This window comes from Halobacillus naozhouensis, assembly GCF_029714185.1.
Classification (GTDB): domain Bacteria; phylum Bacillota; class Bacilli; order Bacillales; family Halobacillaceae; genus Halobacillus_A; species Halobacillus_A naozhouensis.
Genome location: NZ_CP121671.1, coordinates 1675715 through 1700757, shown reverse-complemented (window position 1 = coordinate 1700757; position 25043 = coordinate 1675715). Strand labels below are relative to the sequence as shown.

Here is a 25043-nt window from a genome sequence, read left to right as displayed (position 1 = left end):
ACTTCTTATATAAAAGAGAAAGCTGAAGATTAGTTGATCGATCTTCAGCTCTCGTGCCTCGTTAATTGAATATTTATTTTAATTACCAAATTTCTTAAGTATATTTCCTCACCATACCATACAACCTTAACATAAATAACCATTTCGATTGGAAGCCTTATTCCATTATATGGCCCTATTATGCAAAAAAGCGCAAATCCTTTATTCCGGAAATGCGCCCCGATAATTGAAGATAGCTATTTTCAAGTAATCGAAATTTTAATTATTATTTTCGCAAAATCTTCTCCATCGATTTTCCCTTTGCTAATTCATCGATCAGCTTATCCAAATAGCGAATTTCCTGCATTGTTGATTCTTCGATATCTTCCACTCGAACGCCGCACACTACACCTTTGATCAAAGCCCGCGAAGGATTCAATTGGGGAGCTTCAGCAAAAAAGGTCTCAAAGTCTATCTGTTTTTCCAGTTGTACTTCTAACCCTTCCTGGGTATAACCTGTCAACCAACGGATGATTTCATCGACTTCTGATTTTGTACGCCCCTTTCTCTCTGCTTTTTTAATATAACATGAATACATTGTCGCAGAACTCATTGTATGAACCTGATGTTTGGCCATGATACATCCTCCCTTAATTATTCCTAAATGAACATTTAAATAAAAAAGAGCGCTGATCTTTATTCCTGATTATCGCCCGCTGGCGAAATACCTTACACTCAATTTGCAACCATATTACTCTGGCAAGTTCAACTGCCAAGATACGCCAAACTGATCAACCAGCCACCCGAACTTTTTGCTGAACCCGTAGTTATTTATAGGCATGAGGGCTGTGCCATTTTGCATCATTTTATCATAAAGGCTGTCAATTTCCTCTTCGGTATCACAAGTAAGAAAGATAGAAAAAGACGGAGTAAACGTAAATTCATGGTTAACATGGCTGTCGATACACATGAACTCCTGCCCCTTTAATGAAAATACAGCTTGCATAACTGTACCTTTTTCACCTGGACCTTCAGCTCCGTATCGAGTAATGCTTTTAATTTCTGAATCCTCAATGAGTGATGTGTAGTATTTCATAGCTTCTTCTGCAATACCGCCTTGAAACATTAAAAATGGTGTTACGTTTTTCATATTTAGTTTCCCTTTCTTTACACAATTTTATTGTCCTGTTTCAACTAACTGTTTAAGCCCAAAGATTTTTAACCTTTATAGCTAATTTTTCCTGTCTCCAATAATTCCTTAAGCCCCATAAACATTAAATTCCATCCATGTTCAGTGCTATCATGCCATTCGCCAAGAGCTCTTTCGATATCGGACCCTGTCCAATTCTCTTCATGAGGAACATGAATAACCTGTGTGAACGTCATCTCACAACCTTGTTGGAGTTCTTTTAGCTCAACTGTAATCGTATCTTCTAATTCACTGAATTGTGGCATCTTAAAGGTGAACACGATTTTTTTCGGAGAGTCAATTTCAAGGTACTCCCCAATCGCACGGTAATCCTTTCCGTCCCGATGGTCAACAATTTCCCAAGTACCGCCTACTTGAGGGTTATTTTGTGTCACCTTATTCGTCCCCTCCAATGTGAAAAACCATTTTCTCATCATTTCTGGGTTCAGCCATGCATCAAAAACTCTTTCAGGTGCTACATCAAAATTTCTTACCATTGTTAAAGTAGTTGTTGAAACGTCACTCATACATACACTCCTATGTAATTTAATGTTCTTTCTTTTTTGCTGTCAATAACTCACTTTCCAAAAGATCGAAACGATTGTTCCAGAACCTCTCATAAAAACGGAGCCATTCCGTTGCTTGAGATAATGATTCCGTGTTTAAACGACATAAATGAGTTCTTCCATTTACACTCCTTTCAAGCAATTTTGCCCTCTCAAGAACTTTTATATGTTTTGAAATACCAGCCAAAGACATATCAAAGGGCTCTGCCAATTCAGAAACCGTCCTTTCTTTTTGCGCCATCATACGAACCATTTCTCTTCTTGTTGAATCAGATAAAGCATGAAAAGTTTCATTTAATTTATCTTTATTATGGTTAACCATGTAGTTAAATATAACAGTTTTCTTATTTACATTCAACCATTTAGTTAAATATAAAACATCACCATATTATTACCCTTTTAACTTCGGTTCTTCCACAAACTGGCCCAAGAAAGCAATAGTGGGAGCATTTATTCAAGATTATTGCCCGATCGTATTATAAGGTCAGCCAGTTATTAAAGTGTTCCCTTTGTAAAGGACATTTTTATATTTCTGGTTGACCTATGTTTAATAGGTTTTATTCTTGAAGTAGCCGGGGTAGGACGTTCGCGCCCGTGGGACTTGATCCCGTCCGTTATACTGTCCACCCCCTACTTGTAGAAACATGTTTGAGGCTGGTTGGGACAACGATCCCGTATAACAAGCGAAGCTATGAAACTACAAGATAGGTTAGGGGTTACCGGTGAATTTATAAAGGGAGATGTGATAATACATGGATCCAGTTATTGGCCTGGATATCGCAAAAGGAGAAAGCCAAGTTCAAGCCTTTTTACAGAAGAAAAATCCTTACAAGAAGAGCTTTAAATTTACTCATGATGTATTAGGTTTGCATGAATTTCACAGGTTTTATCAGGAGGTCGAGCAGGCTACGGGGCAACCTCCGGTTGTCATCTTTGAATCTACGGGACACTATCATGAACCCATTCTTCGATTTTTAGAAGAACATCAAATCACCTATTATTTAATCAACCCTGTTATCTCTCATGAAGCTAAAAAAACAAACTTAAGGAAAGTGAAAACGGACGTCATCGATGCCTTTCATTTGGGGGAATTATACTACAAGGACGACGATCTTGAAGCTTTTCAAAAGAAGAGTATACGGACGATGAACTTGCGTAATTTATCAAGACAACATGATTCTCTAACAGGAACGTATGTCCAGATTAAACTCCAATTTCAGACCATATTGGATCAGGTATTCCCAGAGTATAAAGGAGTCTTCGGAGATTTATATTCGCCTACATCATTAGCAACTTTACTTCGTTACCCAACTTCTAAAGATGTGAGGGATAAAAAAGTAGATGATATCGCCCAGGTGATTCTTCAAGGTGGAGCAAAACGCTCTCAATCCTGGTGTTTAGAGAAAGCTCATAAACTAAAAGATGCAGCTAAGCGTGACCCTTTCAAATGTAATTTATACAGGAGTCATACCGTTAGTCTAAACATGTATATTCAAATGCTTCTTCAATACCAAGAGCACCTATCCAAACTAGAGGAAGAGATAGATGCCCTGGCAGAAGAATTTGAAGAATATAGATTGATCCAATCGATCCCAGGTATCGGCGGAAAGATTGCCGCCACAATCATCTCCGAAATTGGGGAAATCGATCAGTTTAATCACCCAAAGAAACTCGTTGCCTACGCTGGAATTGATCCCAGTGTTCACGAATCTGGCAAGTTCAAAGCAACGATCAATACTATTACAAAAAGAGGTTCATCCCGTCTTCGACAAATACTCTATACAGCTGTCCAATGCGGCTTAACCAAAAATCGCAACCCCAAGCTGAAAGAGTTCTATGACAAGAAACGTGAAGAAGGCAAACCACACAAAGTCGCTATCATTGCATGCGCAAACAAGCTCATTCATTGGATCTATGCATTATTAAAACGTAAAGAGGCTTTTAAAGTATAGTGATTAACTAATAATATACATTTTTACCGAATACTTCAAAATCATTTCTTTGAAGCTTCTTTGATGTGGTCAATTTTATTGTAACATGACTTTTTTATCTTTTTTAGTCCTACCTGTTGACCTTCTATTAGCTGGTATTGTGGAAGATCTTTTTATTGCATACTGATCACACTTTTATTCTCGGAGTATGGCCAATATTATGCAAAAATCCTTGGCTAAGAAAACCCAATATAAAAAAGCCAATTCCTCAATGTTGCAAGTGAAAAATCAGGCAATTGTTACTTCATAATGCGTACTTTGTTGAAGAAAAACCAGTATCAAATTAGTAATCGAAAGAAAACACGGTTATTTTGAACAACTTGGCTATATGAGAAACTCAATTTTTTGTTTTATCCGATCTTTTAACGTTCTTTTATCAACATCTTCCCCAAAAGCATAATTAACAAACTCATATACCAATGTACTGTATATAATCTCTGCAGCTAGTTCGTTCTGAAAATTATTCTTAATTAAATTTTTATCTTTAAGCTCTGTCATTATCTTTGTTAATTTATCTATAAAGCCTAGATCAATTTCAATTAACTGCTTAATCAAGGTTGGGTTATTCTTATAGGATGTCACAAATGCTTGCAATAGTTCTTTTAGTAAGGTTTTATCTATTTTAGTTAGTTGTTGTGAGTGATGCCACAAATAATTAAATATTATTTCTGATGGATCTTCTGTTTCCATAATGGAATAAACATAATCCTCAACATCCTTATTTTGGTTTGCAAAAACAGCCAATAATATTTCTGCTTTAGTGTCAAAGTAATTAAAAGCTGTCCCAGACGCAATCCCAGCTTCTTTTGCAATTTGGTTAGTAGTTGTCTTTTCAAACCCTTGTTCCTTAAATAATTTTTCTGCAGCATATAAAATCTTATTTTTAACTTCCCTCTTTTTCTTCTCACGAAGACTCAAAGTACACACCTACCTTATTTTTAGTTATATCGGATGATTCATCTTTCCGCCTATTTCTTTAAACAGTTGTTTTTCAGTTGCCTTACTTGTTATAAAATCTCGAATATTTGACACAAAATAACTTTTGGTGAACATCATTTTTGCTAACCTACGAGAGTTTAATTGAATCTTGTCAATTCTTTCCCTTCTTCGCTTAGTAAAGAGAGATATAGCTTGCTCCACAAAATCTTCGTTAACTCTGGATAACTCATCATTCAGTACAGCTGCTGATTCCATAGCCATTGAGGCCCCAATCCCTGCTGTAGGTAAAAAGCCAGCTGCTGAATCTCCAATTAAAACTACTCTCCCTTTACTCCATTGATCAGTCTTAAAATCACTTAGTTTCAAAAAGTTAAGATCGGTTGCCTTATGAAGAACTTTTATTGTTTCTTGAACTACTTCGTCTCCCATTGAGCTAAACCGTTTCTGAATAAAAGAAATGGTTTCTTCTCTTGTGTTTGGCATTTGTTTTGGAATAGGGATAATTGCAGAACCACTGTATCCCTGTTGAGTTTGGCCCAATCCAAAGAATTTACCTCTCCCCCAATATTCTGAGGCACTTACTTCAGCAGGTAAATATTTTTTATCTAACCAAAAACCCCATCCTCCCCAACCTGTAGAAGTTAGTGGTAGGTCACCAAACAATAATTCGCGAACTTTTGAATGAATTCCATCTGCTCCAACAACTAAATCAAAAGCATCTTGTTTTCCATTAGTAAATGTTACATAAACCTTTTGACTATCTTGTTTTATCTTTTTTATCGACATTCCCATTTGAATAGGTAGATCTTCTATACCTGCCCTTAAAATCTCCAATAATTTATATCTTGCTATTAGATAGGTTTCACCAAATTGTTCTGAAACATTTTCAAAAGTAAGTTGATTTAATAACCTCCCCGATTCATTTAAAACTTTGTAATCTTTAATGGGAAAACCAGCTTTTACGTATTCTTCATAGAGATCTAGGCCATGTAATACTCTGCTTCCCAAGGGCCATAATCCAAGAAAATAGCCAACTTCACCATACTCTTCTACCTTTTCAACCACAACGGGTTCTATTCCTCTCTTTCTAAGTAAGCCAGCTAAACTCAATCCAGCAATCCCACCACCAACAATTAAAATCTTCATAATGCCACTCCTTAATATGTTTTATTTTAGTTAACAAAAGCCAATAATGAGTGTACTCAATAATGAGTACACTCATTATTTTATCATACTCTAATATGTTGAACAAATTCATGTCCATATATACCTAGGAAAATTCTGAAGATAAAGTAGCTAGAGAAATTTCTTATAAAAGAAAGTTTTTTCGAAAATAAGACATTCTTTGGCTGAAAGAATTAAAAGTAATTTTATGTAGCTTCCAATATAAAAACCAAATTTCTCAACGTTGGCTTATTTGTTACTCCACAAAATGGCCCTTTTCATGAAGACTCGACTTCAAGATCATATTAATAACTCCCTCATTACCACAATTAGCATTTTCAGTTTTTCAAAAAAAGCTAATGATCATAAGAATAAAGGAAAAAAGAAATGCCAATAAAATCAATATAACTATTATAGGTGCTATAATCTTCAAAAATCCTTTTTCTTTGTTTTTGAACCCCATATAACTAAAAACCAGACTAAGCAAACCAGTTATTATGGAAGTGAAAAATAATGCCTGTAAGAGTATAACTATCATACCTTCAGGTTGGTTTGGTGCAATGGCGTAAGATAAGAAAATAGTTACTGCACAAATAACACTTAATATCACTCACCATTTGCTGTAATTTTTAATCATTTATTTTGCTCCCCTTCTAAATCTATCCATTACTTAAAATCCCTAATCATCTTAAACTGTTCTGCTTTTTAGTAAATAATGATAGGAGATAACGGTAAAATAAACAGTAGATTTAGCATATAAAAACGCTTGGTTATGAACCTCACTGATACTGTACCCCAAGCGTTTTTAAATTGCCTATTCAATTTTAATACTACAAGGAGAGGTATCTAGGGATATTCTTTCGATGTCCAAGCAGCAAGCTATTTTTTGATATAGTTGCTGCTTGTAAATTATAAATACTGTCCTGTCACAGATAATGGGTTCGCCCTGATATCAGTTGGTGTTCCTTTTGCAATAATATGTCCTCCTTTGACACCACCTTCTGGTCCTAAATCAATAATCCAATCACTCGCATGGATCATATGAATGTTATGTTCTACCATGATAATTGAATTGCCTTTATCAATTAAACGGTTGAATAATTCTAACAAATATTGAATGTCATAAAGGTGTAGACCTGTTGAAGGTTCATCTAGTAAGAACAGACTCTTTTGTTTAGTTTTCTTCATTAAGGAAGTTGATAACTTTAATCGTTGCCCTTCACCACCAGATAGTGTTGTAAGGGATTGACCAAGTTTTAAGTAACCTAATCCGATTTCGGTTAATAATTTGAGGACTTTATAGATTTTTGATTCGTTATTGAAAATATCTAATGCCTCTTCTACTGAACACTCTAAGCATTCATTTATATTATAGTCATTGTAGGTAATATTGAGGATGTTTTCTTTGAAACGTTTACCTTTACACGTCGGACAAACAACCTCCATATCGTTAAAAAATAACATGTTGCTCATAACATAACCAAGTCCTTCACATGTCTCACATCGTCCACCATTTGTATTGAATGAGAAGTGTTTAGATGTAAGACCTTGTGTTTTACTATCTTCGAGTTTGGCAAAAACATTTCGAATATCTGTGAATACGTTGGTATATGTAGCAACATTTGAGCGTTTCATTTTTGTAATACTTGTTTGATTAATTGTAATGATTTCTTCAAACTGGTCTAATCCTGAAACATTGTTAGCCTCTTCTCCCACTACATCAAATATGAGTGAAGATTTACCTGACCCTGAGACACCCGTTACACTCACAAGGGATTCTGTAGGAACGGTAACACTTACAGAAACAAGGTTATGACGCGTGGCGTCTTGAATATGAATTGGTGTCTTTCCTGCTTGTCTAACGTTTTGTTTAGGTTGACTTCTGTTTGAAATACAGTTTTTAATTAGGGATTGCTCACTATTTTTAAGGTCTTCTAATGTACCTGTACCAACTAATTCGCCACCATATCGGCCGGCTTTTGGTCCAATTTCAATTAAATAATCAGCTTCTCTCATAACATCCGTATTATGTTCAATCACAAGAACTGTATTACCTTTATCTCTTAGTCTTTTCATAATGTCGATGATACCTTCCGTATCTTTAGCATGAAGGCTAGCTGTTGGTTCGTCGATAATATAAACAACATCCGTTAAATCTGAATCTAAGATGGCAGATAACCGAATACGTTGACTTTCACCGCCAGATAATGTGTTTATCCCACGTTCTAATGTGAGATAACCGAGACCTAGACGTTTTATACGTTTAAGTTTTGTTTCTATATCACGAATATAGACATCAACTGCTAATATTTCCTCCTTAGTCAGGTTCAAGTTACAGTCATTGACCCATTCTAATAATTGGTCTAAATCTAAGGTTGAGATTTCTGTGATTGAACGATCCATCACTTTAACACTACGACTTTGTTCGGTTAATTTGGTGCCGTTACAGTCAGGACATATATCACTATAGAAAAAGATAGATTCTTTACCCATAGCTCCACTTTTTTCTTGATATTTACGCCAAAGGTTTGTCACTACACCTTCGAATTTACCATCACCAACTGTTTTCGGCTCCTTTTTATCAGTAAGCTTTTGAACTTCTTTACTGCTTGTACCATAACAAAGTAATGCAAATTGTAATTCATTATAATTTTTAAGCGGCGTATTTTGTTCAATTGGCACATCGTAATAATTCATGGTACTTTTGATATTATCAAGTTGATATTCTAGGTAACGACCTTTCCACAATGCAATTGCACCTTTTTCAATAGCCAAGTCCATATTAAATAAGGTGTTTTCATTAATTTGGACGACTTTACCGAGGCCTTTACATTTCTGGCAAGCGCCTTCGATTGTGTTGTAAGAGAAGTGGCTTCGTGTGAACTTTTTATATTTGTGCTCACAATGGGGACAAATTTGAAAAACAGTAAAATCGCCATCTACATGTTCTGTTTCTTCAATTGCCTGAATGGGGTTAACTTTTTTCTTACAGTTTGGACATGAGCGGATACCAAGCTTCTCATAAATCATACGTAAGCTCGTATACATGGCTGTCTTTGTTCCTACTGTGGAACGAGGATTAGATGACGTTTCTTGCTGCTTTAAACTGATAGCAGGGGACACACCGCTAATATGTGCAACATGGGGTTTTTCAATGCCTTGCATTCCCATTGCCTCTAGATATTGCCGTTGTGACTCATTAAAAAGAATATCATGCGCGAGAGTAGACTTGCCTGATCCGGAAACACCAGTTATCACGGTAAATTTGCGTTTTGGGAGTTTCACACTAACATCTTTTAAGTTATGTTCGTTCGCATGCTCAATATTTATCCATTCCGTCATCAAAACACCCTCCTTATTCTATTGGAGAGGATATTATACATGCGATAATAAGAGCATGCAACCAATATCCAGGCTATTTCAGGTTATTAAAAGTAAAGAAACGAGAGAAATTGGATGTAACTCTAAATCATGGGTGCGTCTTATTAATCCCAATTTCAGGAAAACCGTCCACCTCATTCCACCTTTTCTTCAGTTAGTTTAGAAGACCTTTCCCCCAAGGTAAAACCTCTAACAGACAATCTTTTAGTCAGTAAACCTTTTATTTTCCGGAATAATTGTTTAGTAAAAATAAAGTTACTTGCTTTTAACGGCCGAAAGCCGCATTCTTCCGTTGAAAAAATGCGGCTATTTCAAAATGGTTATTTGCTTTTGGTTCTAGCCCAAATATCAAATTAATTGGGATTTATAGTCTTTTCTTCTACCTTTATCTTCAACAAAAGTACGTAATCGCTTTGTTTTATCATACTTTCTACTGATTCCTCATCATGTAAATCAATCGGGCTAATTGAATTATCTTCAGTTTCTCGATAAGCTGCTAATAGTTTCGTTTCTCCTAACATTAACTCTACTTCTTCTTTTCCAATAGCATAATCCCAGCCATTAATAGTATTTGTCATTGTTTTTTTACTAATTTTAGATGATTGCGTACTAACCCCTGGTCCATAAAGCAATGCTAAAGTACTTTTCGAGTTTACATTTATTATCCCAAATCCCAAATGACCATCTTCAACTTCATTTGGGCTATTACCGTAGGATAGTTTAGCAATTGGTTGAGAATCTTTTTTTCCGTCAATGTATCTATCTACCCAAAGGGTCACCCATCTTTCATTCGCATTGGGTAAATAAAAGTCAAAATCAAATAAAACACCTAAATTTAACTCCCTAAAAGTATTCTCATATTCCGAATCCTTGTTTATTGAGATAGTGGGTGCTTTGGTATCAGAGCAGCCCACACTGACCAGAGCAAAAGAAAAAAGCATAATGATTAATAAGTACGTTCTTTTCAAGAAATCTCACATGCCGACCCGTTAAACGGTTGGGATCCTTCTAAAGGCCTCCAAAACCCTTTAGTTTTGGAGTAAGAAATAACATTATCATACACACCTACGGTTGGAATACGAAGACTACTTAACTCATCTCTTAACCATACTATGTAATCTACTAAGAGTAATACTTCAAGTTTTACATATTTAAAATCCATTGATTATCCCCTTATTCATTCGCTATTCGAAGAGCTGCTACGGTTTAGTGATCTTCAGCTCTTGCGCTTCTTTCCTTGAAGACTGATTACTTCTAAAATAGGTCTTCGTCGTCATAAGCAGCGGACCAATGATAAGGCTGTACTTCAGATAGCGTTTTAAATACAATATTCTCTCCGGGTAGGCTTACTGCAACCTTGACGTTTGGGCCCCAATAAAAAAGTCTTTCTTGACATATCCCACACGGAGATAGAACCTTATGTTCGGACTTTTCATCATCGCGAACTATACATATGGAATGTGTAACCAGTTTATTTAATTTATGAGCCTCTAAAATAGAACCTGTTTCCATACAAAGATTAGTTGAGTCATTAATCACTTCTGGTGCAATACTTGTTAAGATTGTTCCATCTTCTAGTCCAATAGCCGCAGCACCACCCCAACCTATTGGATATCTTTGCTCTATTAGTTCAATTACTGCATTATATAATTGATGTTCAATACTCATAAGTTCATCCCTTTCTATTCACTACATTTCAATGCATATTCAGTTCCTCTAATATTTGCCTTTCTGTATCTCTTTCCATAAATAACACCCCCACCTAATCAATTTTCACCTTAGACCATCCTGCCCGTTTCTTTAGTAAGCAAGGGAACTCCTATCAGCTGTATTATGGATTATTCTAATTTCAAATTTCATCATTCTTCTTTCGCTGAACCACAAAGTAAGTAACTACCCCTAATACTACATTTATAACTAACATACCAGTTCCCATTATTAAGGAGGTATTGAACCTTTGATTAGTTGAACAATCCTATAACAGAAAGGAACATCCCTCCCCTTTTTTTACTTTTAATAAAAATGGAGGAGAAAAGGGCTAATCCCAAAGAGAGACCTATCAACTGAGTTATAAAGACTGATTATTCCGTCCCCCTGCACGATCGCCTAATACCAATTATTTCAAAACTATTTATTAAACTCAATCCTTTGTTCCGGGCTTATCCAATATCGCCCTATAAATAAGAAAAAAGCAATTCTTACCCCAGAATTGCGCCCGCTTTTGCTTCCGTTTGTTGATGATTACCTTCCCGAAGATCATTGACAAATCAATTCTATAGTTATAAATTTACTTATTAGTCATTTTATAGAGGTGCTAATTAAAACCCAATTCAAATTGTTTTATAAGGTGTTGTTACTTCCTCAACCGGCTGATCATTAGCTACAGTTATAAAACAAGTTTTTTTGCCGGTAATTCTTTTTGAAGTTCCACTCTTTGTCCTCTTTATAATGAGACCGTCGATCAAAAAAGCTTTTAATTGAGCGGACATTCCACGCCAATATAAAGCCGTTACAAAAATGTATGTTCATGAACCTCTCTCATTGAACTGCGTAAATAGCCTTAATATTACTCATTAAGACACTCCTTCCTAGATTCTTCTATCGAATTTAATACGAGTTCAGCAAACGCTTCAACGGCCGGGGACAACCATTTTTTCTTTTTAATTAGCATATGAGAATAAATTGGTTCCAATTGTTCAGAATGGTGAAGCATTTTCAGCTTGCCACTCTCCTCTTCTTCTTTCACGGTAATGTAAGGCAGAACAGCAAATCCAAGTCCGCTCATAACCGTTTGTTTGATGGCCTCTATGCTCCATAGCTCCATCGTTTGAAAGTGGTGAATGTCATGCTTTGTGAGATATCTTTCGAACATGGTCCGATAACTACAGCCTTCTTCATTTGTTATAAAAACCTGATTTTTCTTCTTTTTATAGTCATCAAAATGATCCGGACCATCGTTGCTGCTCACAAGGACGATTTTCTCTTCACCTAAAGAGTAATGAATACATTTTTCTAAACTTATTTCAGGATAGACCATTAAAGCAAGGTCTACCCGTCCGCTTAATAAATCCGTTTGGTTTTGTCCACATGTACCGTTGGTTAATATGAGTCTGACATGCGGATACTTTATGGAATATTCCCTTATGATCGGGCCTAATGTAGAGATGGTTAATGACTCTGGAGCCGCCACTCTTATTATTCCTTTTACTTCCCGATCACTTTGTATATTCTTAATTTGGTCATGTGTAGAGAGTAAATCCTCTGCTAAAGGTATTAATTCTCTGCCTAGATGAGTAAGCTGTAATTTTCTTTTTACATAAGTGAAAAGGGCCCCGCCTACCTCATTTTCAAGCGCCTGGATATGAGAGGTTATCGTGGATTGAGTGTAACCTAATTTTGAAGCAGCGCCTGTATAACTTCCTATTTCGATAATGGTCTGAAATGTTATCAGGTGTCTAATTTCCATATCACATTTCTCCTTAATTTATGATGTATCGAAAAAAATGATAATGTCTTTTCAAATTTCAATTTTATTTATAGTTAATATCATCATACAATAAGAGCTATCAGGAAGTAAATTATTGAGTGAAGGTGAATGGTATGAGTATAATAGCTTTTCTTTCGTATGTGATTATTACATCAATTACGCCTGGGCCAAGTAATATTTTAATGATGAATGAAGCACGGAGGTTTGGATTTGTAGGGGCTTGGCAATTTAATACCGGCATCTTGGCAGGGTTTGCCGTACTTGGTATGGTAAGTGGAATATTTACTGCAGGTCTATACAGCTGGATTCCTGTAGTAGAGCCATATTTTAAATTGGCTGGTGCAGCCTATCTTCTTTACTTAGCTTGGTAGGTCAGTCTGCCTAAGAGGTCAAGGAAGGATGCAGGAGAAGTGCAGTCTTCATTTTTGTCAGGTTTTATCTTTCAAATTATTAATATCAAAAGCATCTTGTTCTTTTTAACTGTGATGAGTGCTTTTATTTTACCGTTTAATGATTCTATTAAATCCATCATATTGTACTTGACTCTAACCATTTTCCTCGGTTGGTTAGCGTTACTTTTATGGTCAGCTTTCGGCTCTATGTTAAAAAATTTCCTTGCTAGACATGACAAGGCATTTCGAATAATTATGATTGGGCTGCTGATTTACTCTGCGGTAGCGATTTTTCTTAAATAGCTTTCAATGAACTAATATCGGCTTCCATTCCATGGATCAAATTAGGGTTATGTCTAAAATTTAATAGAATCATAGAACCTCTTGCCATATTATGGTGAGAGGTTCTTTGTGCATGAAGCTCTGTGAGGAGAAAAACTCTTTTTTAGTAATGATTCCTAACCGAATGGAAACATATTGGAAGTAACGGAATAACAATTTTTCGATTTTCCATAGCTTTTACAAGAAGTTTCCCCATCATATGGCCCTTCAATAGCGAAAAGCGCAATTCTCCGTGGGGAAAATAAGCACCCTTTAACATAAGAATTGATTTCAAGATAATCTTAAAAGACCGTGATACTGCTCTTCCATCATTGCCCTCCTTAGGGAATAACTCATTTGCTATTACTACACATAAATCCGGATTTTCCTATATCAACAAAGTTACGTTAGTCAGGTTACATCCTGCTTGTAATCCTATTGGGATTGATATACATGTGATAATGAAATTACCAGTGCGATAAATCCACTTACATATTGTCCCTTTCAGAGATTATTGATAGAATTAACGTTTATTCCTTCAGAGAGCACAAAAATACAACGAGAAAGGAACATGCATATGAGACAGAAAACATCATTCTCTACCTATGCCTCTATCGGGATTATGCTCTTCGGGCTGTTTTTCGGAGCAGGAAATTTGATCTTTCCTATTCAGTTGGGACAGCTCGCTGGGACTTCCTTTTGGCCTGCGTTAATTGGATTTCTTGTGACAGCCGTTGGTCTTCCATTTATGGGGATCCTGGCAATTGGTCTGTCGGGCAGCCAGGGGTTACACGATTTAGCGAGCCGAGTCCACCCTTTATTTGGAATAATATTCTCTCTCATTCTTTATTTAACCATCGGACCGTTCTTCGCCATTCCAAGAACAGCGACTGTCCCTTTTGTGGTCGGCTTTGAACCATTTATTCAGCCCGAACAGAGCAGTCTGTGGCTTGCCCTGTTCAGCTTCCTGTTCTTTACCATTGTCTATTATCTCTCATTGAACTCTGCAAAAGTAATGGATGTCGTCGGAAAATACTTAACCCCGTCTTTTTTACTGTTCTTATCTATTTTAATTATTACAGCCATCGTTAAACCGATGGGCAGTTTCGGTGAACCGACAGGCGACTATGGAACACTGCCATTTATGACAGGGTTTAAAGAGGGATATAACACGATGGATGCCCTCGGTGCGCTCGCGTTCGGAATTGTCGTCATCCATGCCATTAAAAAAATGGGGATTACTGATACGAAGGCGATTGCAAAAACGACTTGGAAATCAGGCTTATTTGCCATGGGACTGATGATGCTGATTTATGGATTAATTACGTACATGGGCGCCTCCAGTGTCTCAAGCGTTGGTACGCTTGAAAATGGCGGACTCATCTTTGCGGCTGTTTCCCAGAATTATTTCGGTGTGTTCGGTTCGATCTTATTGGCGATCATTATTGTACTCGCATGTTTAAAAACGAGCATCGGACTAATTATCGCCTGCAGCGAATTTTTCCATACCATCTATCCCAAAATCAGCTACAAAACATTCGTTCTGATTCTATCGTTGATGTCGTTTATGGTCGCCAACTTTGGGCTTACTAATATTATTCTATACGCCGTACCCGTGCTGATGTTCTTATACCCATTGGCCATCGTCCTGATCTTATTAGGTCTCAGCTCAAGTCTGTTCAAACATAAGCGCAGTGTCTATGCCGGCGCTATGATCTTGACGTTTTTTGTAAGCATCATCGATGGCTATAATGCATTGGTGAGAACGATCCCAAACGCTGCCGTTTCATTGATTGAAGCCGTCAGCAATTTCTATTACTCCTATCTGCCCTTGTACGATATCGGTCTTGGCTGGATTTTGCCGTCTCTCATCGGTGCCGTCATAGGTTACTTGTGGAAAGACGGAAACAAAACTGAATCTCCGGTTCTGCATAGGAATGCCGAAAACCTTTCCCATTAAGGAATACAGAAAAAGACCAAACCCTGAAGGATTGGTCTTTTTCTATCTAACTAATGGTAACGAGCCTTCCCTTCACTAGGTTTTGGGCAGCACCAGCAAAACAAAACGCGGAAATCGTACGCTAAGCAAAAAGGAAAGAATCATGACCTTCCGTACACAAAGAAAGGTCGCTTTTGTTATCTGACAATAAAGTTGGAAACTCTCGAATGGGAACGAACCTGAAATTTCGTTTGTTTTTCAACGGCTTGTATAATAAAGTAAGATATTAAATTTCATCTGCGTGCAACATTTAACTTTAAATTACAAATAAAGTAGGTTACGAAAATCGAGAAAGGTGAAGCCTACTCCACACCATTATTATTAAACAAACACCCCTTTTCATGAGGACTTGATTTCAAGATAATATTAATAACATCCTCCCCTTTTACCCGTTAAGGAAATAATCCCATCACCAATTTAGCTTTGAAGATGAAGAACCAGAACACCGGCAATTATTAACAGAACAGATGAAACTTTTCTTTTATTTATGGATTCATTAAAAAATAGAATCCCAATGAGTGTAGTAGCAGCAATTGTCACTCCTGACCAAATCGCATACGCAATGCTAACTTCTATGTGTTGTACACTTAATGTTAAGAAATAAATACAAAATCCGTAAAAGAGAAACGATCCAAAACTAGGCATCCGTTTATAGAATCCTTGTGATAATTTTACAGAAGTATTTCCAAGTACAGCAAAGATAAGACTAATCGTTAAAAGTATATAGCCCAATTATGATTCCGCCTTTCTTAATTCATTTTGTTGGTTAGGCAGATTCAAGCCAATTACTCCCAAGACAATACACACAATACCGACTATTTTAATTAAAGATATGGATTCCTGAAATAAGGCAATTCCAATGACTGATACTAAAATTGTACCTCCTCCAGCCCACAGGGCATTTACAATGCCTAATTCATGTTGTTTGGTTAGTAAAATATATAAAGCCAAAGCTATACTATAGGAGACAATAACTATTAGCGTAGCCCCTAAATGAGTAAATCCTTCAGATTTTTTCATAAAAGATGCCCCGAAAACCTCAAGAATGATAGAAAAGCTTAAAAGAATATAGTATCTTAGCATAACTACCCCTCCTTAAATTACGATTGGACGTGAGAACACATGAAATTGCAAATGTTGGAGTATTTTTTAACAGTTACAAAGGAAAAAAGCATTTCAAAGGCTGCTAATAAACTATTTGTTTCTCAACCTGCGTTAAGTAAACAAATTAGGAAGTTAGAAGAAATATTAGGTTTCTCACTTTTTATACGTTCGTCAAATGGAATGAGCTTAACGAGCAAAGGTGAAAATCTATACAATGATTTAGAACCACTTATCCATAAGTTGCAGTATCAACTTGAAAAACATATGAAGGATAAGGTGATTCGAATGGGTAGTGATCCCTTGTTGGCTTCTTATTACTTTCCAGAATATATTGAACAAATAAATCCCTTTAAAATACAACTTACAAAAATTAAAGATGACACATTAGACTTAATACCCTTACTTGAGTCTGGTGAAATAGATGCTGCTATTATTCAAGACCATCCGAATCAAAAAGGACTACATTCGACCTTTTTATTTAGTGACGAGTTTTATGCCGCTGTACCTATTAATCACCACTTTGCAAGGCTGGAGAGTATTTCTGTTACAGACTGTTTTAAATTCACACAAATGTTGCCGCCTTCATTTACACCCTTGTACCAGAAAATTAAAATGTTAATGGATAAAAACACTATACATTTGCCTGAAATCATTGAAATTCCTTACCATGCTCTTATTGGTTTTGTGGCTCAAGGCTATGGTATTTCTTATCTTCCGTCCATTATGGTTGAAAAAATTGATTATAAAGGTGTTGCCTTTATACCGTTACAAGATACCCCGATTAAGCGTGAAATGTATTTATATGCCCTTGATAAAGATACTTTAAAAACATTGAAGCTTGGGTTCGATAAATAAAGTATAATGGGTGAAATCATTTAAGAATAATACATATTGTTAATATCCATATAACCAAAAGTTATATCCAAGAGGTTAAAACAGAAGGTTTGACCAGCTTAGGTAAATGATTAAAAAAGACATTCTAAATTGAATGTCTTTTTACATAGTCCAAATTGTTATATTGTATTCCTTCTTGAAACTCCTTCAAAAGTTTAAGTACATTCCTTCGCAACCTCTTTTATTTATTAACATAAAATCAAGAATACGTATATCAAGTGAACCTCATCTTCTGATTGTATAATTAATCCCAGAAAGTAATAACTCTACCCTTTTCAATTGAGTTGATTGTGAGCAAAATCCTTTAGGAAACGCCTCCCGATCTTCGGGAGGCGTTTCTTTTTACTTATTCACAATTTTATTGTACGTATTAACTGTCAACACATAATAGCCTAAATAGATGATGACAAAGGCTGCCATGGCCGTTAGGATTGGAACAATAATGTTAGCACCTATAAGATCTGAGATAAAATTGGTAGTAAAATGCAGGATGATACTACCATGCAAGATACCTACTGTTAAAGGCAACACGAACACAAAGAATGTCTGCTTATGGATTGACTTACGAATATCTTTTTTTCCGACACCAATCTTCCGCAGAATCTCATAATTACCCTTGGCTTCATTAGCTTCCGTCAGTTGTTTAAAATAAATGATACTTCCAGTTGCCGCTAAGAACACAAGACCCAGAAATCCAAGAATAAAAAGCATCAATGCGTTCCCTTCTTTTCCTTCTTTATACTCCGTGTAGAAGGAGGATGATGATTGAAAATTTCTCCCGATCAGTTTCGCTACCTTTTTAGATGTCGCTTCTGTAGTTTTCTCACCTTCCACTTCATAAGCCTTATAGGTTAAAGCTTCCTTTTGTTTGGCAAGTTCGACAAACGTGTCATCGCTAACCACCACATAGAAATCAGGAAAATCGAATGGTAAAACATTGCCTTTAACCACATTGACAAACGTTAGGTTTCGGTCGCCCTGAGGCAATTTTAACGTTATTTCTTTTCCCTGAAAGGTCGAATCCGTAAATTCCGTAAACCTTGGTTGGATTACTGCCGCTTGATTTCCCGACAGTGTTACCGTTTGTTCTCTATCCAGTGCCTTTGATACTCGATTAAATGTAGTCTCAGAGATTATTTTAGTAGGATTAAATTTATAATCTAATGAAAACAAAAGCTCTCCCTTTACTTCAATAAGAGGAATTTCAAGCTGTGCTTTTATAGGATGACTCTTATCATCTAGAATAATATTTTTTACTTTGGAATCAAACTCCTGTCCTTTTGACAAGTGTGCATAGCTAAATGGAACAACTTCTTTAGAATTCTTTTCATTGCCATAATATCCGCTATATGTTGCGCCGAAGAAGGTGATTGTTGCGGCACTCAATAACGCTATCACCGTGAATGTACGCGCATTTCCTCTGATACGATGCAGCAACTGGGAAGTCTCAATTAATCGAGTTCCTTTGTAATAACGTGACTTATTCCGTTTAGATAGCTTTAATAAATAAACAGTCACAGAGCTGAAAAATAAATGGGTTCCAATTATAAGAGCAACTAAGGCGACTCCATAATTTTTTATTAAATAATCTAACGTAAATTCAGCAGGAAACGGTCTTAATATGAGCCAGTAACTACCTGCAAGCAGGATAACTGCCAGTATAGTTGAAACAAATGAGGCCTTTGGTTCCCTCTCCCCTTGTTTCGCAGCGTGGAATAACTCAATTAATTTAAAACGGTAAATCAATCTATAACCTTGAATGGAGGTAAATAAAATAATTACCATAAATACAATGACCGTTTGGATAATTGCCTGGATCGATACGCTGAAATCTATTACAGCAGTGGAACCCATTAGATTGGCCAATATCATAGAAAACAGTTTGGATAATAATGTTCCTAGAAGGACCCCAATTACTAATGCAATTAGTCCCATAATTAAATTTTCATAAAACAACATTTTCCCAATTGTCTTCTTAGGTAAACCAAGTATGGAATACAATCCGACTTCTTTCTTCCTCTGTCTTGTAAAGAATGAATTCGAGTATAAAATGAAGACAGCTACAAATAGAATCAATATTACAGCTGATACCATAAACATGAAGCTCATAGTATCAGACAGTTCCATGCTTTCTTGTATTTTTTCACTATACTGCAACGAAACAAACGTGTAATAAATGACGATGCTGAAAACAAGCGAAATAAAATAAACCAAGTAATTACTGAAATTCCCTTTAATGTTTTTGCTCGCTAAACTAAATAATGTCATCTGCCCCACCCCCGAGCGCAGACAATACATCTAACACTTTGTTGAAGTAATCTTTGCGGGATTCCTTGCCTTTTACAAGTTCCGTAAAAAGTTTGCCATCTTTTATAAATAAGACACGCTGGCAATAGCTCGCTGCGTATGCGTCATGTGTTACCAATAAAATGGTTGCTTGATCCTCTTCGCTTAGCGATTTCAAACTTTCCAACAAATCTGTTGCCGACTTGGAATCTAACGCACCTGTAGGCTCATCAGCAAGGATCAGACTAGGTTTGGAAACAATTGCACGAACGGCCGCTGTTCGTTGTTTTTGTCCTCCTGATATCTGGTAGGGTTTTTTTTCTAAAATAGAACCAATACCAAATTTATTTGCCACCACGTTTACTTGGCTTTCCAATTCTTTCGTATTCATTTTTGCTAATGCAAGGGGCAGGATTATATTTTCTTTTACCGTTAAGGTATCTAACAGGTTATAATCCTGGAAAATGAACCCCAGTTTATCCCTTCTGCAAGTAGACAATTGTTCCTCACTCATGTTGATGATATTTGTCCCATCAATCGAAATATCACCAGATGTCGCTTCATCAATCGTTGCCAATATATTTAGAAGTGTCGACTTCCCAGCACCAGAAGGACCCATAATCCCAACAAATTCACCTTGTTTTACAGTTAAATCGATCTCATCCAAGGCGGAAAACACATTTCCCTTTGCTCCATATACTTTCTTAACTCGTTTTGCATCTACTATCGTTTTCATTTATGTCATTCCTCCATTTAAGAACGTAATTTATTTCCTGATTTCATTCTACAACAAGGAATCATTATCTAATCTTACGGTTACCAGCTCTAACCTTACAATTTTGTCACTACGATGCAAAAATTCTTTGTTTAGATTAGTATTAGATAAAGGATGATTCGCATCCTAATGAATGGAACGGTCGGGAGTGAGAAAGATGAAAATTATGATCGTAGAAGATGAACCAACGATTAGAGATATGCTTGGAGAAACAATAGAGAAATGGGGATTGAAAGTAGTTAAATTAGAAGCCTTTGATAGGATATTGGGGGAATTTTTAATTGAAAAGCCAGAACTTCTTTTATTAGATATTAATCTTCCCTCTTTTGACGGATTTTACTGGTGTGACAAAATAAGAGAAGTTTCAAAAGCACCTATTATATTCATTTCCTCTCGTAATACACCAATGGATATGATTATGGCAATGAATATGGGCGGGGATGATTTTATTCAAAAGCCATTTGATACGGACGTATTAATGGCCAAAGTCAACGCTCTCTTGCGCAGATCTTATTCGTACACGGACACACAGTCAAACGTACTCGAGCATGATGGAATTGTCTTAGATTTAAAGGATTGGGATGTCCATTGCGCGGATAAAAAAGCAGAACTGACAAAAACGGAATTCATTATTTTAAAACTCCTTATCCAGAATAAAGGAAAAATTGTCAGTCGAAATAAGATCATGCGAACACTTTGGAAAGATGAAAATTTTGTAGATGATAATACATTAACTGTAAATGTTAATCGATTACGTAAGAAATTAGCCATCCTTAGCAAAGAAAACTTCATTACCACCAAAAAAGGCGAAGGATATGTCATCCAGTGAGTTTCTTAGAATATGTAAAAGATAAACGTTATTTCGTCGTACTTTACCTCCTCATTATGTCATTCGTATCGCTAATTATGTTCCTTGGTTTTAATCAAGTAAATCCGTTTAACAAAATCCTGTACACCAATATTATTTGCTTCGTCATTGCAAGCCTGTACATTACCATTGGCTATTTCTATCGAAGGATGTTCTACCAGGAAATTAAGAATCTGATTGAAAGTAATCAGGAAGAAACGATGGCCAGAATGCCCGATGGCCAGAATAACGAACAGAAGCTAATCTTCAACCTTTTGAAAAAAAACCATAAGGAGCACGTTAAACATTTAGAAACTTTATACGATCAAAAACTCGATCAACAGGAATTTATTATATCGTGGATCCATGAAGTGAAAATCCCAATCGCGGCAAGCCGCCTACTAATGGAAAACTGCGAAGATAAGACGACAAATTTTTTAATCGATAAATTTGAGGATGAGCTCCATAAAATTGATGGTTACATCGAACAAGCACTTTACTACTCTCGTATTGATTCATTCTCTAAAGACTATTTTATATCTGAGGTTAGCACCAACCAACTTATCAAAAACAGTGTAAAAAAATACGCGAAACTATTTATAAATAAAGGGATTCATTTTGAAATGGATGACACGGAACAATTTGTCCAAAGTGATAAAAAATGGTTTGGATTCATTATTGATCAATTATTTGCTAATGCCCTAAAGTACACAGATGAGGATGGTACTATTGCCGTTCTATTTGAAGAAGACAGCAATGAAAAGCGACTTCTAATTCAGGATAATGGAATTGGTATTAAGCCAGAAGATATAAATCGTGTATTTGAAAAAGGCTTTACCGGAGCTACCGGAAGAAACTATGCTAAATCCACCGGGATGGGGTTATATCTCGCTAAACAATTGGCGAATAAATTAGGCCATAACATCACGATTGGATCGGAAGAGAATGAATATACAAAGGTTACGATTCACTTTCCAAAAATCCAAAATTACTATCAGCTTTAAAAATTTGATGGCTATGAGAGGTTAAACACATTGGCTCTCATTAAAGGAACTGCAGTTCACTTACGTAAAAACTACTAACCCCAAAGGAATATGAAATGCAGAAAATAATTCACGGTGTATTGGAAATAATTAATAGGAACTTACATATTCTTAAGGGGATTTTCATGCAAACTTCATTTGTACTATTTTTTATAATAGTGGGATTATTTTTTGGAGTCTGGAAACGCTGGAATGAATTATATCCTACCCTTTTATTCTGGATTATTGGAAACCTGCTTTATTGTACCCTACTTCATAATTACAGGGTGTGGGAATTTCGCCCTGTTGGGATTGACCACCTTTTCCTCCCTACACATACGGTTATCGCTATTGCAATAACATTTTTGATCAGTCCTTTCGTCATTGTTGTGTATTTAGGAAGATTTTCTAAGTCAATATTGAAAAAAGTATGTTGGATAATCGTTTGGTCTCTGACTTTTCAAGCTGTTGAGACAATAGCTTATTATAACCAAAGTATTACACACCATTATGGCTGGACACTAACATGGTCTTTTATCTTCAATATAGTAACATTCTCTATATTACCTATTCATCAATGGAAACCTTGGGTTGCGTGGCTTTTAGCAGCATTAAATATTTCATTATTATTTATAATATTTGATCCTCCCATTCCCAAATAAAAGCACCTTATTTCCAAGTGCTTTTTAATTTAACTAAACTCCCCGTTAGCTCAGTAGGCCTTATTCCACAATCTGGCTCTTTTCTTGAAGACTAGGACAAGATTTTACGTATTATGTAGCTGATCACTGATCACTATTGACATTACGATTACACTCAATTTCTGCCGTTCTGTTATATGCATGAGATTTTGATATAATAATGATATTAGTAAGGACCTTTGCTAGATTTTCAATACAGCAGTTCCATAAAACAGTTATGGGCCGTCTTAACCGATTCAAGCAAGCTTGCCAAGTGGGTTACGGAAAGTGATTCAAGGTTGATAAATGTTCAAGTAAAGTCAAAGTGACAAAAAGAATTGAAGAAATTGAGAATGTTCATTCTTGACTGTCAGCTGATCGAAAAATTTAAGAGGGGGTGTTCCTTGATGACAAATAGTAGAATGAATCCTAAGGTTGATGAATATTTAAGTAAAGCCAAAAAGTGGAAAGAAGAATATGAGCAGTTGAGAAATATCGTTCTTGACTGTGAACTGACCGAAGAATTTAAGTGGATGCATCCTTGTTACACGTTTGAGAATAAAAACATAGTTTTAATACATGGATTTAAAGAATATTGTGCGCTTCTGTTTCACAAAGGTGCCTTGTTAAAGGATGCTCATGGGGTTCTAATCCAACAAACGGAGAATGTACAGGCTCCGCGTCAAATTCGGTTCACTAATGTTCAAGAAATAGTTGAAATGGAAACCATCTTGAAAGCCTATATTTATGAGGCCATTGAAGTTGAAAAAGCCGGTTTAGAAGTGAAAAAGAATACTGAATTCACAATTCCTGAAGAATTGCAAAATAAATTCGATGAAATCCCTGCCTTGAAAACTGCTTTTGAGGCATTGACACCGGGACGGCAAAGAGCATACATTCTTTACTTTTCTAAAGCCAAAAAATCCAAAACTCGAGAGTCAAGGGTTGAAAAATATATGCAGCACATTCTCAATGGAAAGGGATTAAAGGATTAGTTTATTCGATGAGAAAATAGATTAACCAAACCTTAAGATATTACCTCACTTGCATTCATTCGAACTCTTTTTTTCACAATAATTCCTAATAAATGATTTCTGCAGTATTATATCAAAAGCTATTTATAAAGAAAAAACAACAATTCAGGCGTTGCTTTTTCCAATTTATCTTATTCACAGTTTCGTAAGCTAGGAGAACTTCAACCTAAAAAGGTCGAATTCCTCACTATATTGAGGATTCGACTTTTTTATTATTTTCTATCCTAAGCGAATCTTTTCCCTTAACCTGCTTTAACGTCGCCACTATAAGAAAGCTGACAATCACTAATAAGAGCCATGAACTCACCTTACCTAGATGAACGAGACTCCATGCATCGGTTTGGTATGGGTATTCCCAAGCTCCAAAGTACGTGGCGATATTTTCGGCGATCCATATAAAGAACCCGATGAGCACAAAAGAAAGTGCAAGTGGCATACGGTAGCGAGTTCCATCTACCTCGTATGTGACCCATGATTGCCAAAAGACGATAATTACAAGTCCAGATAACCAAAAGCGGACGTCAATCCAATAGTGATGGGTGAAAAAATTCAAATAAATCGCAGCCGCAAGAGGTACCACTACCAAAAGCGGCGGCCACTTAACCAGTTCAACCTTTAATCTCCTCCACGCCTGGCAAAGATAACTCGCCACGCTTGCGTACATGAATCCGCTATACAGAGGTACACCTAAAATTTTGGAATATGCTTCTTCCGGATACGACCAGGAGCCCATATGTACCTTAAAAAGTTCAAGAGCAAGCCCAATCAGGTGAAATACTGTAATAACCTTGAGTTCATCCCGGGTTTCAAGCCCAGAACGCACCATCCACCACTGCATCAGAAGGCAGATGATGAGCAGCCAGTCATACCGTGGCAGGACGGGGAGTGGCATGATTTCTGTAACAGCCAAAGAGATAAAAATAACGACAGGAAACAAGCATGATAGTGCCTGCTCCCAACCGAAACGAACGAGTTGTTTTAGCAATCTCATTC

22 protein-coding genes and 1 pseudogene are annotated in these 25043 nt (G+C 36.3%); 8 read left to right on the top strand and 15 right to left on the bottom strand.

Annotated features, from left to right (window positions below; all coding sequences use genetic code 11):
- Positions 1-265 precede the first annotated feature (265 nt).
- The 4 genes from P9989_RS08915 to P9989_RS08900 form a co-directional block, all read right to left on the bottom strand.
- Complete coding sequence (locus P9989_RS08915; RefSeq protein ID WP_283078419.1) at positions 266-616, bottom strand: DUF2200 domain-containing protein; 351 nt, start codon at positions 614-616, stop codon at positions 266-268.
- A gap of 114 nt (positions 617-730) precedes the next feature.
- The gene (locus tag P9989_RS08910) at positions 731-1129 is read right to left on the bottom strand and encodes a VOC family protein (RefSeq protein WP_283078418.1); all 399 of its coding nucleotides are present in this window, start codon (positions 1127-1129) and stop codon (positions 731-733) included.
- Positions 1130-1197: 68 nt separating this feature from the next.
- A complete protein-coding gene (locus P9989_RS08905) occupies positions 1198-1695 on the bottom strand; it encodes an SRPBCC family protein (RefSeq protein WP_283078417.1) in 498 nt (165 codons plus the stop codon).
- Positions 1696-1714: 19 nt separating this feature from the next.
- Positions 1715-2056, bottom strand: coding sequence for an ArsR/SmtB family transcription factor (locus P9989_RS08900; protein ID WP_283078416.1), 342 nt, complete (start codon positions 2054-2056; stop codon positions 1715-1717).
- Positions 2057-2486: 430 nt separating this feature from the next.
- On the opposite strand from P9989_RS08900, the gene P9989_RS08895 reads away from it, so the two are divergent.
- A complete protein-coding gene (locus tag P9989_RS08895) occupies positions 2487-3686 on the top strand; it encodes an IS110 family RNA-guided transposase (protein ID WP_283078415.1) in 1200 nt (399 codons plus the stop codon).
- 363 nt (positions 3687-4049) lie between these two features.
- Here the strand turns inward: P9989_RS08895 and P9989_RS08890 are convergent, their stop codons facing one another.
- The 6 genes from P9989_RS08890 to P9989_RS08865 form a co-directional block, all read right to left on the bottom strand.
- Positions 4050-4652, bottom strand: a complete 603-nt coding sequence (locus P9989_RS08890) for a TetR/AcrR family transcriptional regulator (protein WP_283078414.1) — start codon at positions 4650-4652, stop codon at positions 4050-4052.
- Between the two features lie 15 nt (positions 4653-4667).
- Positions 4668-5810, bottom strand: coding sequence for an FAD-dependent oxidoreductase (locus tag P9989_RS08885; RefSeq protein ID WP_283078413.1), 1143 nt, complete (start codon positions 5808-5810; stop codon positions 4668-4670).
- A gap of 927 nt (positions 5811-6737) precedes the next feature.
- Positions 6738-9170, bottom strand: a complete 2433-nt coding sequence (locus P9989_RS08880) for an ATP-binding cassette domain-containing protein (RefSeq protein WP_283078412.1) — start codon at positions 9168-9170, stop codon at positions 6738-6740.
- A 392-nt stretch (positions 9171-9562) separates the two neighbouring features.
- Complete coding sequence (locus P9989_RS08875) at positions 9563-10150, bottom strand: hypothetical protein (protein ID WP_283078411.1); 588 nt, start codon at positions 10148-10150, stop codon at positions 9563-9565.
- Positions 10151-10463: 313 nt separating this feature from the next.
- Positions 10464-10877, bottom strand: a complete 414-nt coding sequence (locus P9989_RS08870) for a cytidine deaminase (RefSeq protein ID WP_283078410.1) — start codon at positions 10875-10877, stop codon at positions 10464-10466.
- Positions 10878-11775: 898 nt separating this feature from the next.
- A complete protein-coding gene (locus P9989_RS08865; protein ID WP_283078409.1) occupies positions 11776-12675 on the bottom strand; it encodes a LysR family transcriptional regulator in 900 nt (299 codons plus the stop codon).
- A gap of 134 nt (positions 12676-12809) precedes the next feature.
- Here P9989_RS08865 and P9989_RS08860 point away from each other — a divergent pair.
- Together P9989_RS08860 and brnQ are read left to right on the top strand one after the other, a co-directional pair.
- Positions 12810-13391: pseudogene (locus P9989_RS08860) on the top strand (LysE family translocator).
- 595 nt (positions 13392-13986) lie between these two features.
- Positions 13987-15369 (top strand): branched-chain amino acid transport system II carrier protein, encoded by a 1383-nt coding sequence (gene brnQ / locus P9989_RS08855; protein ID WP_283078408.1) that lies wholly within the window; start codon positions 13987-13989, stop codon positions 15367-15369.
- A 456-nt stretch (positions 15370-15825) separates the two neighbouring features.
- On the opposite strand, the gene P9989_RS08850 is transcribed toward brnQ, so the two are convergent.
- Both P9989_RS08850 and P9989_RS08845 read right to left on the bottom strand, forming a co-directional pair.
- Positions 15826-16140, bottom strand: a complete 315-nt coding sequence (locus tag P9989_RS08850; RefSeq protein ID WP_283078407.1) for a DMT family transporter — start codon at positions 16138-16140, stop codon at positions 15826-15828.
- Positions 16141-16491, bottom strand: coding sequence for a DMT family transporter (locus tag P9989_RS08845; RefSeq protein ID WP_283078406.1), 351 nt, complete (start codon positions 16489-16491; stop codon positions 16141-16143).
- Positions 16492-16530: 39 nt separating this feature from the next.
- Here P9989_RS08845 and P9989_RS08840 point away from each other — a divergent pair, with 39 nt between their 5' ends.
- Positions 16531-17367: a LysR family transcriptional regulator gene (locus tag P9989_RS08840; RefSeq protein ID WP_283078405.1), complete on the top strand. Its 837-nt coding sequence runs from the start codon at positions 16531-16533 to the stop codon at positions 17365-17367.
- A 381-nt stretch (positions 17368-17748) separates the two neighbouring features.
- Here P9989_RS08840 and P9989_RS08835 read toward each other — a convergent pair whose 3' ends face one another.
- Entirely contained in the window at positions 17749-19674 is a 1926-nt protein-coding gene (locus P9989_RS08835; protein WP_283078404.1) for an ABC transporter permease, read from the bottom strand.
- On the bottom strand, positions 19661-20428 hold the full coding sequence (locus P9989_RS08830; RefSeq protein ID WP_283078403.1) for an ABC transporter ATP-binding protein: 768 nt from the start codon (positions 20426-20428) through the stop codon (positions 19661-19663). The genes P9989_RS08835 and P9989_RS08830 overlap by 14 nt, the downstream gene beginning before the upstream one ends.
- A gap of 196 nt (positions 20429-20624) precedes the next feature.
- On the opposite strand from P9989_RS08830, the gene P9989_RS08825 reads away from it, so the two are divergent.
- The 4 genes from P9989_RS08825 (at position 20625) to P9989_RS08810 (ending at position 24011) form a co-directional block, all read left to right on the top strand.
- Complete coding sequence (locus tag P9989_RS08825) at positions 20625-21296, top strand: response regulator transcription factor (RefSeq protein WP_283078402.1); 672 nt, start codon at positions 20625-20627, stop codon at positions 21294-21296.
- Positions 21293-22318 carry a sensor histidine kinase gene (locus P9989_RS08820; RefSeq protein WP_283078401.1) on the top strand — a complete coding sequence of 342 codons (1026 nt, stop codon included), beginning with the start codon at positions 21293-21295 and terminating at the stop codon, positions 22316-22318. The genes P9989_RS08825 and P9989_RS08820 overlap by 4 nt, the downstream gene beginning before the upstream one ends.
- A 164-nt stretch (positions 22319-22482) precedes the next feature.
- A complete protein-coding gene (locus tag P9989_RS08815) occupies positions 22483-22998 on the top strand; it encodes a CBO0543 family protein (protein WP_283078400.1) in 516 nt (171 codons plus the stop codon).
- A 425-nt stretch (positions 22999-23423) separates the two neighbouring features.
- Positions 23424-24011: a YdeI/OmpD-associated family protein gene (locus tag P9989_RS08810; RefSeq protein ID WP_283078399.1), complete on the top strand. Its 588-nt coding sequence runs from the start codon at positions 23424-23426 to the stop codon at positions 24009-24011.
- Between the two features lie 226 nt (positions 24012-24237).
- Here the strand turns inward: P9989_RS08810 and P9989_RS08805 are convergent, their stop codons facing one another.
- Complete coding sequence (locus tag P9989_RS08805; RefSeq protein WP_283078398.1) at positions 24238-25041, bottom strand: DUF817 domain-containing protein; 804 nt, start codon at positions 25039-25041, stop codon at positions 24238-24240.
- Between the last annotated feature and the right edge of the window lie 2 nt (positions 25042-25043).

What these genes read in the sequence shown, in the direction of transcription:
- P9989_RS08910 (WP_283078418.1), bottom strand. Translation starts at nt 1,129, where the DNA reads ATGAAAAACGTAACACCATTTTTAATGTTTCAAGGCGGTATTGCAGAA.
- P9989_RS08865 (WP_283078409.1), bottom strand. Translation starts at nt 12,675, where the DNA reads ATGGAAATTAGACACCTGATAACATTTCAGACCATTATCGAAATAGGA.
- P9989_RS08805 (WP_283078398.1), bottom strand. Translation starts at nt 25,041, where the DNA reads ATGAGATTGCTAAAACAACTCGTTCGTTTCGGTTGGGAGCAGGCACTA.
- P9989_RS08875 (WP_283078411.1), bottom strand. Translation starts at nt 10,150, where the DNA reads ATGCTTTTTTCTTTTGCTCTGGTCAGTGTGGGCTGCTCTGATACCAAA.
- P9989_RS08830 (WP_283078403.1), bottom strand. Translation starts at nt 20,428, where the DNA reads ATGAAAACGATAGTAGATGCAAAACGAGTTAAGAAAGTATATGGAGCA.
- P9989_RS08900 (WP_283078416.1), bottom strand. Translation starts at nt 2,056, where the DNA reads ATGGTTAACCATAATAAAGATAAATTAAATGAAACTTTTCATGCTTTA.
- P9989_RS08815 (WP_283078400.1), top strand. Translation starts at nt 22,483, where the DNA reads ATGCAAACTTCATTTGTACTATTTTTTATAATAGTGGGATTATTTTTT.
- P9989_RS08885 (WP_283078413.1), bottom strand. Translation starts at nt 5,810, where the DNA reads ATGAAGATTTTAATTGTTGGTGGTGGGATTGCTGGATTGAGTTTAGCT.
- P9989_RS08915 (WP_283078419.1), bottom strand. Translation starts at nt 616, where the DNA reads ATGGCCAAACATCAGGTTCATACAATGAGTTCTGCGACAATGTATTCA.
- brnQ (WP_283078408.1), top strand. Translation starts at nt 13,987, where the DNA reads ATGAGACAGAAAACATCATTCTCTACCTATGCCTCTATCGGGATTATG.
- P9989_RS08845 (WP_283078406.1), bottom strand. Translation starts at nt 16,491, where the DNA reads ATGCTAAGATACTATATTCTTTTAAGCTTTTCTATCATTCTTGAGGTT.
- P9989_RS08835 (WP_283078404.1), bottom strand. Translation starts at nt 19,674, where the DNA reads ATGACATTATTTAGTTTAGCGAGCAAAAACATTAAAGGGAATTTCAGT.
- P9989_RS08825 (WP_283078402.1), top strand. Translation starts at nt 20,625, where the DNA reads ATGAAAATTATGATCGTAGAAGATGAACCAACGATTAGAGATATGCTT.
- P9989_RS08895 (WP_283078415.1), top strand. Translation starts at nt 2,487, where the DNA reads ATGGATCCAGTTATTGGCCTGGATATCGCAAAAGGAGAAAGCCAAGTT.
- P9989_RS08870 (WP_283078410.1), bottom strand. Translation starts at nt 10,877, where the DNA reads ATGAGTATTGAACATCAATTATATAATGCAGTAATTGAACTAATAGAG.
- P9989_RS08810 (WP_283078399.1), top strand. Translation starts at nt 23,424, where the DNA reads ATGACAAATAGTAGAATGAATCCTAAGGTTGATGAATATTTAAGTAAA.
- P9989_RS08905 (WP_283078417.1), bottom strand. Translation starts at nt 1,695, where the DNA reads ATGAGTGACGTTTCAACAACTACTTTAACAATGGTAAGAAATTTTGAT.
- P9989_RS08840 (WP_283078405.1), top strand. Translation starts at nt 16,531, where the DNA reads ATGAAATTGCAAATGTTGGAGTATTTTTTAACAGTTACAAAGGAAAAA.
- P9989_RS08880 (WP_283078412.1), bottom strand. Translation starts at nt 9,170, where the DNA reads ATGACGGAATGGATAAATATTGAGCATGCGAACGAACATAACTTAAAA.